11 protein-coding genes are annotated in these 9,824 nt (G+C 75.1%); 4 read left to right on the forward strand and 7 right to left on the reverse strand.

Annotation, left to right across the window (positions count from 1 at the left end):
- The first annotated feature begins 96 nt into the window (after positions 1 to 96).
- Entirely contained in the window at positions 97 to 915 is an 819-nt protein-coding gene (locus ACQP10_RS16125; RefSeq protein ID WP_433541639.1) for an ABC transporter ATP-binding protein, read from the forward strand.
- Between the two features lie 127 nt (positions 916 to 1,042).
- On the opposite strand, the gene ACQP10_RS16130 is transcribed toward ACQP10_RS16125, so the two are convergent.
- The 4 genes from ACQP10_RS16130 to ACQP10_RS16145 form a co-directional block, all read right to left on the reverse strand.
- On the reverse strand, positions 1,043 to 1,594 hold the full coding sequence (locus ACQP10_RS16130; RefSeq protein WP_346019899.1) for a hypothetical protein: 552 nt from the start codon (positions 1,592 to 1,594) through the stop codon (positions 1,043 to 1,045).
- Between the two features lie 2 nt (positions 1,595 to 1,596).
- Positions 1,597 to 1,824 carry a helix-turn-helix domain-containing protein gene (locus ACQP10_RS16135; protein WP_399500330.1) on the reverse strand — a complete coding sequence of 76 codons (228 nt, stop codon included), beginning with the start codon at positions 1,822 to 1,824 and terminating at the stop codon, positions 1,597 to 1,599.
- A gap of 164 nt (positions 1,825 to 1,988) precedes the next feature.
- Complete coding sequence (locus ACQP10_RS16140; protein ID WP_399500329.1) at positions 1,989 to 2,636, reverse strand: response regulator transcription factor; 648 nt, start codon at positions 2,634 to 2,636, stop codon at positions 1,989 to 1,991.
- Between the two features lie 3 nt (positions 2,637 to 2,639).
- A complete protein-coding gene (locus ACQP10_RS16145) occupies positions 2,640 to 3,797 on the reverse strand; it encodes a sensor histidine kinase (RefSeq protein WP_433541640.1) in 1,158 nt (385 codons plus the stop codon).
- 164 nt (positions 3,798 to 3,961) lie between these two features.
- On the opposite strand from ACQP10_RS16145, the gene ACQP10_RS16150 reads away from it, so the two are divergent.
- Together ACQP10_RS16150 and ACQP10_RS16155 are read left to right on the forward strand one after the other, a co-directional pair.
- A complete protein-coding gene (locus ACQP10_RS16150) occupies positions 3,962 to 4,675 on the forward strand; it encodes an ABC transporter ATP-binding protein (protein ID WP_433541641.1) in 714 nt (237 codons plus the stop codon).
- A gap of 5 nt (positions 4,676 to 4,680) precedes the next feature.
- Complete coding sequence (locus tag ACQP10_RS16155) at positions 4,681 to 5,487, forward strand: hypothetical protein (protein ID WP_433541642.1); 807 nt, start codon at positions 4,681 to 4,683, stop codon at positions 5,485 to 5,487.
- A gap of 25 nt (positions 5,488 to 5,512) precedes the next feature.
- Here the strand turns inward: ACQP10_RS16155 and ACQP10_RS16160 are convergent, their stop codons facing one another.
- From ACQP10_RS16160 to ACQP10_RS16170, 3 genes are all read right to left on the reverse strand, one after another.
- Positions 5,513 to 6,538 (reverse strand): hypothetical protein, encoded by a 1,026-nt coding sequence (locus tag ACQP10_RS16160; protein WP_433541643.1) that lies wholly within the window; start codon positions 6,536 to 6,538, stop codon positions 5,513 to 5,515.
- Between the two features lie 228 nt (positions 6,539 to 6,766).
- A complete protein-coding gene (locus tag ACQP10_RS16165; RefSeq protein ID WP_346019892.1) occupies positions 6,767 to 7,927 on the reverse strand; it encodes a cation:proton antiporter in 1,161 nt (386 codons plus the stop codon).
- Between the two features lie 8 nt (positions 7,928 to 7,935).
- Positions 7,936 to 8,418 carry a cation:proton antiporter regulatory subunit gene (locus ACQP10_RS16170; protein ID WP_179817738.1) on the reverse strand — a complete coding sequence of 161 codons (483 nt, stop codon included), beginning with the start codon at positions 8,416 to 8,418 and terminating at the stop codon, positions 7,936 to 7,938.
- A 125-nt stretch (positions 8,419 to 8,543) separates the two neighbouring features.
- On the opposite strand from ACQP10_RS16170, the gene ACQP10_RS16175 reads away from it, so the two are divergent.
- Positions 8,544 to 9,824, forward strand: a complete 1,281-nt coding sequence (locus ACQP10_RS16175) for an AAA family ATPase (RefSeq protein ID WP_433541644.1) — start codon at positions 8,544 to 8,546, stop codon at positions 9,822 to 9,824.

The following is a 9,824-nucleotide window of genomic DNA, read 5'->3' on the forward strand; positions in this document are numbered from 1 at the left end:
GCCCGGGGCCGGAGAGCCCTCAGGGGCGGAGAAGACCCCTGGGGTGGGAAAGCCCGGGGGCCGGAAGGCCGGGGAGACCACGTTGGAGGGATGGGGATGAAAGGCAACCTGGAGGCCGAGCGCACGCCCGGTGCCGCGACCGCGGTCGCGGCGGTGGAGCTCGACGCCGTCGCGGTCCGGTTCAGGGCCAAGAAGAAGGAGGTGACCGCGCTGCGCGACGTCTCGCTGAGCGTCGCGCCCGGCGAGTTCGTCTCGATCGTCGGCCCCTCGGGTTGCGGCAAGTCGACCCTGCTGAAGCTGGTCTCCGGCCTGCTGCGGCCGTCGGCGGGCGGCGTGCGCCTCTTCGGGGAGGCGGTCGGCAGCACCAGGCACGACATCGGGTACGTGTTCCAGCGCGCCGCCCTGCTGGAGTGGCGCTCCGCGCGCCGCAACATCCTGCTCCAGGCGGAGATGCGCGGGATGCCGGCCGCCGAGGCGGGCCGGAGGGCGGACGAGCTGATCGAGATGACCGGGCTCACCGGCTTCGAGGACGCTCTGCCGCACGAGCTGTCGGGCGGCATGCAGCAGCGGGTGGCGCTGTGCCGGGCGCTGCTGCACCGCCCGCCGGTCCTGCTGATGGACGAGCCGTTCGGCGCGCTCGACGCGCTCACCCGCGAGCAGATGAACGTCGAGCTGCACCGGATCTGGCGGGAGACCGGCACGACCGTGCTCCTGGTCACCCACTCCATCGCCGAGTCGGTCTACCTCGCCAACCGGGTCCTGGTGATGACCGCGCGGCCGGGAACCGTCGCCGAGATCATCGACGTCGACCTGCCCGGCTCCCGCGACTACGCCGAGACGATGTCGCAGCCCCCGTTCGCCGAGGCCACCGGCCGGATCCGCGATCTGCTCGGCGCCGCCACAGCGACGGACTGACCGGCTGACCGGCCCCGGCGTCCCGTACGGCGGCCCGGCGGGGCCGGGGAACCGCCCGGCCCCGTTCCCGCGCCGTGTGGCGCCACGCCCGCCGCGCGGCGTCGCCGTACGGGGGTGGGCCCGGTGGTCAGGCGGACGCGCGGAGAGGCCACAGCCTTCCGGCGAGACCGTGGAGGTCGACGCCGAGGCGGCGCAGGATCGCCGCCGAGGCGCCGGAGCCGTCGGCCAGCAGACCCCTCACCAGGTCCTCGTCCGTGGCCCCGCCCCCGGTACGGCGGGCGCCGTGGTGCAGGGCGACCTCGACGGCCTTGCGGGCCGCGACGGTGAGCCGGAGGTCGCCGGCCGGACCGGAGAGCGTCACGCGCAGCGGGCGCGTCCGGGGCCGGCGCAGCCGCCACGCGGCCGGGTCGGCGCGGCGGGCCGGGAGCCTGCGGCGGATCTCGTCCAGGTCGATGCCCAGGCCGGCCAGCAGGTCGCGGTCGCCCGGGCGGTCCGCCGGGTTCACCGGCAGCAGCGCGCGGACGGCGTCCGGGGACACCGCGAAGCCGCCCACCGGCCACGCCTCGGCCAGGGCGAGCAGCAGCATGTCGTCGTCGAGGGCGGTGCGGCCGGCGTCGAGCGACAGCAGGCCGGCCCGGACCACCGTCCGCCGGGCCTCGGGGGTGAACCTCTCGAACATCCTCATCTCCCGCCGTCGATGATCCGGTGCGCGTGCTTGCGGTGCGCCGTCTGCCGTTTCACGCCGAGCGCCGCCGCGATGGCCTCCCACGACGCGCCCTGGGAGCGGGCCTCGGTGACGTGCGCGGCCTCCAGTTCCTCCAGGAGCCGCCGCAGGGCCGCCACGGCGGCCAGCGCCGTCACCGGGTCCTCGCCGGTGGTGGCCTCGGCCAGTTCGGTTACCGTCGTCATGCTGTCAGCATATGCTGACGCGGCCCGCTTGTCAGCATATGCTGACGAACGTCCCCGGGTGGCCCGGGCCACCGTACGGCCGCCCTGATCTCCGTACGGGGCCCGGCGGCGACGGGCCGCCGGCGCGGACCGGCCGGGAACGACGGCAGGGGGCGGAGGGCGGATCAGAGGAGGCCGGCGTCGCGCACCTTCATGGCGACGTGGACCCGGTTGTCGGTCTCCAGCTTGGCGAAGATCCGGGTGATGTTCGCCTTCACGGTCGCGACGCTCATGTGCAGGCGCCCCGCGATCTCGGCGTTCGAGCTGCCCCGGGCCACCTCGACCGCGACCTCGCGCTCGCGCTCGGTGAGCCTGGCCAGCTCCCGCCGCGCCTCCGGGCCCCGCGGCTCGGGACCGCCGGTGGCCGCGGCGATCACCTGCCGCGCGACGCTCGGCGACAGCACCGGCTCGCCCCTCGTCACGGCGCGGACCGCCTCGACCATCTTCGGCGGCGGCGTGTCCTTCAGCAGGAACCCGGCCGCGCCGAGCCGCAGGGCCCGCAACACCAGGTCGTCGGCGTCGAAGGTGGTGAGCACGAGGATCCGGGGCGCGTCCGGCCGCCTCAGCAGCAGCTCGGTGGTGGTCAGCCCGTCCTGGCCGGGCATCCGGATGTCCATCAGCACCACGTCCGGCCGCAGGTCGCGGATCACCTCCATGGCCTGCCGGCCGTCCCCGGCCTCGCCCGAGATCTCCAGGTCGGGCTCGCCGCCCAGGATGAGGCGCAACCCGGTCCGCACCATCGGGTCGTCGTCCACGATCACCAGCCGAATCACCGGTCAAGCCTCCCACGGCAGCCGGGCGTCGAGGACGAAGCACCCGTCTCGTACGGCGTGGCTGAGGGTGCCGCCGGCCATCCGGGTCCGCTCGGCCAGGCCCACCAGCCCCAGCCGCCCGCCGGGACCGGCGGGCGTCCCCGGCGCCGCCGGGTTGCTCACCCGGATCCGCAGGCCGTCGCCGGGGCGTCCGCCGATCTCGGCCCGCACCCGGCTGCCCGGCGCGTGCTTGCGGGCGTTGGTCAGGGCCTCCTGCACGATCCGGTAGGCGTGCCGGCCGGTCTGCGCCGGCAGCGACCCCCGGTCCTCGACGGCGTCGGTCACCTCGATCCGCTGGCCCGCCGCCCGCACCTCGTCGAACAGGTCGCCCAGCCGGTCCAGCCCCGGCTGCGGCGCCTGCGGGGCACCGGAGGCGTCTTCGGACCGAAGGGCGCCGAGTACGGCGCGCAGCTCGTTCAGCGACTGGTGCGCGTTCTCCTGGATCGCCAGCGCCACCTCGCGGCTCTCCCCGGCGGTGAGGTCCGTCCGATACGCCAGGCCGCCCGCGAGCATCGCCAGCAGGGAGATCCGGTGCGCCAGGACGTCGTGCATCTCGTGGGCGATCCTGACGCGTTCGGCGAGCCTGGCCTGCTCGACCCGCTGCGCCTGCTCGCGCTCGGCGGCCAGCGCCGCCTCCCGCCGCGAGGCGGCCAGGTCGCGCAGCCCGCGCAGGTACAGGCCGAAGACGGTCAGCCCGCCGAGGATCGCGGCGCCGGTCACCGTGGAGACGACCGTCCTCTGGTCGATGCCGTGCCAGGCGGCGTAGGCCGTCAGGCACAGCCAGAAGACGGCCGCGACCGGGACGATCCGGCGCCACCGGCGGTGCGTGCACAGCGACACGTAGGCGACGTAGGCCGGGCCGGTGGCGGTGGCGGAGAAGGCCGTCAGCAGGGCGGTCGCCAACGCGGTCTGCCACGGCAGGCGGCGCCGCCATCGCAGCAGGACCAGCCCGGCCACGCCCAGCCCCGCGTCGACCAGCGCCTCCCCGAGGCGATCGGGCTTCCCGGAGGCGGTCATCACCATGAGGGCGCCGAAGAACAGCATCGGCACCGCGGCGCACAGGTAGCGCAGCGCGGAGTCCCGCCACGTCAGGGGCGGCTGGTGCTCCGTACGGTCGTCCACGGCCCCACAGCCTATGCACCGCGCGGGCCCGCTCCTCAGCGACCCGGGTATACATCGGGGTGGCCGAAGGTCCACAATCGCGGCGACGCCGAATCGCCCCGGGTCCGCCGGCCGTCCACCCCGGTCCGATGACCGCCGGCCCCCCGGTCCGGTGGACTGGTTCCGTGATCGAATTCAACCGCGTCAGCAAGGTTTACAAAGGGGTGAAGGCGCTCGACGACGTGTCCTTCGCCGTCGGCCCGGGAAGCGTCACCGGCTTCCTCGGGCCCAACGGCGCCGGGAAGTCGACGGCCCTGCGCATCCTCCTCGGCCTCTCCCGGGCCACCTCCGGCTCGGCCACCGTGCTCGGCCGGCCGTACGGCGAACTGGACCGCCCGGCCGCCCGGGTCGGCGCGCTGCTCGACGCCGACGCCCGGCATCCCGGCCGCACCGGCAGGGAGGTCCTCACCCTGACCGCGACGGCGCTCGGCCTGCCGGGGACACGGGTCGAGGAGGCCCTCGACCTGGTCGGGCTGTCCGGCCGGGAGAGCCGCCGGACGGTCGGCGGCTACTCGCTGGGCATGCGGCAGCGCCTCGGGCTCGCCGAGGCGCTGCTCGGCGAGCCCGAGGTCCTCGTCCTGGACGAGCCCGCCAACGGCCTCGACCCGCAGGGCATCCGCTGGCTGCGCGGGCTGATCCGCGACCTCGCCGCCTCCGGGCGCGCGGTGCTGCTCAGCTCGCACCTGCTGCACGAGGTGGAGCAGGTGGCCGACCACATCGTGATGATCGGCCGGGGCCGGGTCCTCGCCCAGGGCACCGCCGCCGAGCTCGGCCGGGACCGCGGCCTGGAGGAGACCTTCATCGAGCTGACCGCGCACGCCGACCGGGGCGCGGCATGAGCGGTATGAGCGACATGGGTGGCGTGGGCGGCATGAGCGGCGCGGGTGGCACGGGCGGCACGAGCCGCGCCGAGCGGGTCCTCGCGCCGATCCCGTTCCGCCGCCTGCTGGTGGTGGAGACCCGCAAGCTCGCCGACACGCGCAGCGGGAAGATCATGACCGCGGTCCTGGCCGCCCTGGTGCTCGCGGGCGTCGCGGGCCGCGGCTTCGTGACGGACCCGAAGCTGCAGACCCTGGCCTTCACCGCCGGGATGCCCATCGCCACCCTGATGCCCGTGCTCGCCATCCTCGCGGTGACCGGCGAGTGGAGCCACCGCACGGCCCTGACCACGTTCACCCTCGAACCCCGGCGCGGCCGGGTGCTGGCGGCCAAGTACGTGCCGGCGGTGGCCGCGGCCCTGGCGGCGTCCCTGCTGTCGGCGCTGGCCGCGGTGCCGGCGACGGCCGTGGTCGCCGCCGTCCGGGGCGTCCCGGCCGTCTGGGAGATGAACCTCCTTGCCCTGCTGGGCTGGGCCGGGACGAACGTCCTCATGGTCGCCATGGGGCTCGCCCTGGGCACCCTGCTGCTGAACGCGCCCGCCGCGATCGTGGTCTACCTGGTGAACCCGATGCTGTGGAGCGTCGTCGGCAGGCTCGGCGACACCGGCGAGACCCTGGCCGGGTGGCTCGACCTGAACACCACCGTCGCGCCGCTCGTGACCGGTGACATGACCGGCGGCGGCGCCGCGCGGCTGGCGATGTCGGCCGCCCTCTGGATCGTCGTCCCCGTGGCGGCCGGGGCGGTACGGGTGGCCCGCAAGGAGGTCGGCTGACGCCACGACACGCTCCCGGGAGGGCTCAGGAGGTCCCGGCGCGGTAGACCTCCCGGGCGAGCCGGGTGATCTGGGACGTCGAGCGCTGCCAGGAGGTCCCGGCGGGGTAAGCGGTGAGCAGGACCATGATCCAGCGTTCCTTCGGGCCGACCAGCCCGGTGGTGTGCAAGACGGGTCGGCCGTAGTCCGGAACGATCCTGGGCGCGGACCCGGGGGCGGCCGGCCCGGCGGCGTCCGCCGGGGCGACCGGCACCGGGACGCCGGAGACGGGCCCGGCCGGGGCGGGGGCGCCGGCCGGGCGCCCGGGAGGCGCCGGAGCCTCCGCGGCGGCCGGGACCGCCGAGGGAACCGGAACCGACTGTGATCCCGGTGAACCCGGTGAACCCGGCGCTCCCGGGGCCGCCGGAGACGACGGCCGGCACCGGACCGGCGGCCTGAGGCCGTACCCCGACCAGCCCTGCTTGACCGCCCACGGCCGGGCGACCCCGCGGGGGATGCCGAAGTACTGGTCGAAGCCGTCGGAACCGCACTGCCCGGCCCGGCGCAGGTGGCCGAGGATCAGGTCGGAGACCCGCGGCTCGGCCCGGTCGAGCAGGTAGCGGTAGACGCGCACCGTGTCCAGCGCGCTCAGCGAGGTGTAGCCCCAGAACCCCGGCTTGTCGGCGGGCGGCGGAGCGGTGTCGGTCAGCCCCAGCCTCCGCGCCGTCCGCTCGATGAGCCTCCCCTTGCCGCCCCGGTCCCAGAACGCCGACGCCGCGTCGTCGTCGCTGACCCGCAGCATCACCTTCAGCAGGGCGAGATCCCGGGCGGGGACCTTCCGGTGCGACTCCAGGTAGTCGATGGCGATCATGATCTTCACCACCGAGGCCGACCGGAACCTCCGGTGCGCGTCGCGGTGGGCGGTGAGCCTGCCGGTCTGCCGGTCGAAGACCGCGTAGCCGGCGGCCACCCCGGCCGGGACGTGTGGCGCGGCCGGAGCCGCCGCGAAGGCGGGGACGGCGGACGCCAGGAGGGGGAGGGTCGCGGTGAGGAGCGCCAGGGAACGGATCATGCGCAAATGCCTACCAGATCGGCGGACCGCGGTGGGGACGGACGGTCCCGTCGAGGACTGCCGGGGGATCGATGCCGGGACCCGGCGGCCGGGCCGTACGGTGCCCGTCCGGGGACGGGTCCGCCGACGCGCGGGGCCGGCGGGGCCGGCGGGGCCGGTCGGTCCGGTCGGTCCGGACATGCGTACGGCCCGGCGCGTGGCGCGCCGGGCCGTACGGTGCCGCCGGGGTCAGGCCCGGTTGGCGATGGCGGTGATGAGCGGCTGGACCAGCCGGGCCGCCAGCGGGCCGAACGCCGCGAGGATGAGCACGTACGCCGCGGCCAGCGGGCCGAGGTCCGGATGGACCCCCGCCGAGACCGCCAGCCCCGCGATCACGATGTTGAACTCGCCGCGCGGGATGAGCGCGATGCCCGCCCGCGCCCGGCCCGCCCGGGCGATCCCCGCCCGCCGGGCGGCGTAGAAGCCGGTGAGCAGCTTGGTGATCATGCTGACCAGCGCGAGCAGCGCCGCCAGCCCCGCGACCGGCCCCATCTTGGTCGGGTCGGTCTGCAGCCCGAAGAAGACGAAGAACACCGCGGCGAACAGGTCGCGCAGCGGGCTCAGCAGCGCCTGGGCGTCGTGGGCCAGCTGCCCGGACAGCGCGATGCCGACCAGGAAGGCGCCGACCGCGGCCGACACCTGAAGCTGCTGCGCCACCCCGGCGACCAGCAGCGCCAGCCCGACGACCTTCAGCATCAGCACCTCGGAGTTGGGGCTGGAGACGAAGGACTCGATGAACCGGCCGAAGCGCAGCGCCACCACCAGCACGACGCTGACCGTGCCCAGCGCGATCGCCACGGTGACCGCGCCGGCGGCGAGGCTCAGCCCGGCCAGCATGGCGGTGAGGACCGGCAGGTAGATCGCCATGGTGAGGTCCTCGAAGACCAGCAGCGACAGCACCACCGGGGTCTCGCGGTTACCGATCCACCCCAGGTCCGACAGGACTTTGGCGGTGATGCCCGAGGAGGTGGCGTACGTCACGCCGGCCATGGCGACCGCCGCGACCGGGCCCCAGCCCAGCAGCAGCGCGCAGATCGCGCCGGGCGCCGCGTTGAGCACCAGGTCGACGAGGCCGGCCGGGGCGTTGCCCTTGAGGCTCGTCAGGAGCTCGTCGGCGTTGTACTCCAGGCCGAGGGTGAGAAGCAGCAGGATGACGCCGAGTTCGGCGCCGACCGAGATGAACTCCTCGCTGGTGGCCAGGGGCAGGATGCCGCCCTGGCCGAACGCCAGGCCGGCGAGGAGGTAGAGCGGGATGGGAGAGATGCCGACGCGCATGGCCAGCGCGCCGAGGATGCCGAGCCCGAGGAGGACGGCACCGAGTTCGAGGAAAAGTATCGCGATGTCGTGCACCCGGTGGCCTATCCGTTGGTGAGGATGTCGGCGACGGCGGAGGTGCTCTCCGGACTGCCCACCACGACGATCACGTCGTCGGCGGCGAGCCCGAAGTCGGGTCCGGGGCTGGCGAACACCTGGCCTCCGCGGACCACGGCCACGATGGAGGCGCCGGTGCGGCTGCGGACCCGCGCGTCCCCCATGGTCCGCCCGGCGTACGGCGTGCCGGCCAGCACCGGGAGCTGGACGCTGACCAGGCCCTCGACCTCCCGGTGCAGGTCGTTGAGGCGCTGCACGATGCGCGGGGCGCCGAGCAGCTCGCAGAGGACGTCGGCCTCCTCGTCGTTGAGTTTCACGGCCTCGCATGCCCGGTCGGGATCGTCGCGGTCGTATATGACCAGGTCGCGGCGTCCCGTCCGGTGGGAGACGACCCCGACCCGGCGCCCCGACCGCGTGGTGAACTCGTGCCGCAAACCGATTCCGGGCAGCGCCGTCTGCTCGACCTCCACCGTTCCCAACCCTTCGTTCGTTCAGGAAAATGTCTGTTTTTTGCAACGAACCTATAGGTCGAGGCGTTCCTGAGCCGAACCGGAGGATGCCATCCCGGTCCCTGGACAGGTTTTATTCTGCTGCGGTGATCACGCCGTGCCCCCCGTCGCCCGTCCCGCCGCCGGCTCGACCGCCGTCCGCGTCCGACAGGCCGGTCTCACCTGGGGGAGGGCCGCCCGCGTCCGCGGCGACGCCCCCGCTCAAGGGGAGGGACGAGGACCAGCGGGTCCTCGACGACCTCCTGGCGGCGGCGCGGACCGGACGCAGCGGCTCCCTGGTGCTCCAGGGTGACCCGGGCATCGGCAAGAGCGCCCTGCTGGAGTACGCGGCCGCCCGCGCGGAGGGCTTGCGGGTGCTGCGCAGCACCGGGGTGGAGACCGAGGCCGAGATGCCGTTCGCCGCACTGCACCAGCTGCTGCGGCCGGAGCTGACCCGCGTCCGGGCGCTTCCCGGGCCGCAGGCGCTCGCGCTGAACGGCGCGCTCGGCCTGGGCGACGCCGCCGGGGACGACCGCTTCCTCATCGGGCTCGCCACGCTGTCCCTGCTGTCGGAGATCGCCGAGGACGGTCCGCTGCTCTGCCTGGTGGACGACGCCCACTGGCTGGACCGGGCGTCGGCGGACGCCTTGCTGTTCGCGGCCAGAAGGCTCGACGCCGAGGGCGTCGCGCTGGTCTTCGCCGCGCGTGACGGGTTCGACGCCCCCGGCCTGCCGGGGCGGCGGCTGGGACCGCTGGACGCCGGGGCGGCGGCCGAGCTGCTGGCCGAACGCGACCCGCACCTGGCCGAGGGGGTCAGGAACCGCGTCCTGACCGAGAGCCGCGGCAACCCGCTGGCGCTGATCGAGCTGCCGCGCACCGCCGATCCGTTCACCCCGATGCCGCTGCCCCGCAGGATCCAGGAGGCGTACGAGGCCCGCATCGCGGGGCTGCCGGACGGCGCCCGGTCGATGATCCTCCTCGTCGCCGCCGAGGACACCGGTGACCTGGGCACCGTGCTGCGCGCCGCCGGACGGCTCGGGCTGGGCGCGGCGGACCTCGGCGTGGCGGAACGCGCCGGGTTCCTCACCGTCGGCGGGGGCGCCGCCGCCTTCGTCCACCCCCTCATGCGGGCCGCCGCCACGCACTCCGCCCCTTCGACAGGCGGCTCGCCGTACACCGGGCGCTGGCCGACGCGCTGGACGGCGAGGACGACAGGCGGGCCTGGCACCTGGCCGCCGCCGCGTTCGGCCCCGACGAGCAGGCCGCGGCGGCGCTGGAGCGCTCCGCCGGGCGCGCCAGGGAACGGCACGGCCACGCGGCCGCGGCGGCCGCCCTCGAACGCGCCGCCGAGCTCACCGCCGATCCCGGGCCGCTGGCCAGGCGGCTGA

The organism is Streptosporangium sandarakinum, assembly GCF_050942225.1.
Classification (GTDB): domain Bacteria; phylum Actinomycetota; class Actinomycetes; order Streptosporangiales; family Streptosporangiaceae; genus Streptosporangium; species Streptosporangium nondiastaticum.

Coding starts and splice junctions, on each gene's coding strand:
- ACQP10_RS16125 (WP_433541639.1), top strand. CDS start 97: ATGAAAGGCAACCTGGAGGCCGAGCGCACGCCCGGTGCCGCGACCGCG.
- ACQP10_RS16130 (WP_346019899.1), bottom strand. CDS start 1,594: ATGTTCGAGAGGTTCACCCCCGAGGCCCGGCGGACGGTGGTCCGGGCC.
- ACQP10_RS16135 (WP_399500330.1), bottom strand. CDS start 1,824: ATGACGACGGTAACCGAACTGGCCGAGGCCACCACCGGCGAGGACCCG.
- ACQP10_RS16155 (WP_433541642.1), top strand. CDS start 4,681: ATGAGCGACATGGGTGGCGTGGGCGGCATGAGCGGCGCGGGTGGCACG.
- ACQP10_RS16160 (WP_433541643.1), bottom strand. CDS start 6,538: ATGATCCGTTCCCTGGCGCTCCTCACCGCGACCCTCCCCCTCCTGGCG.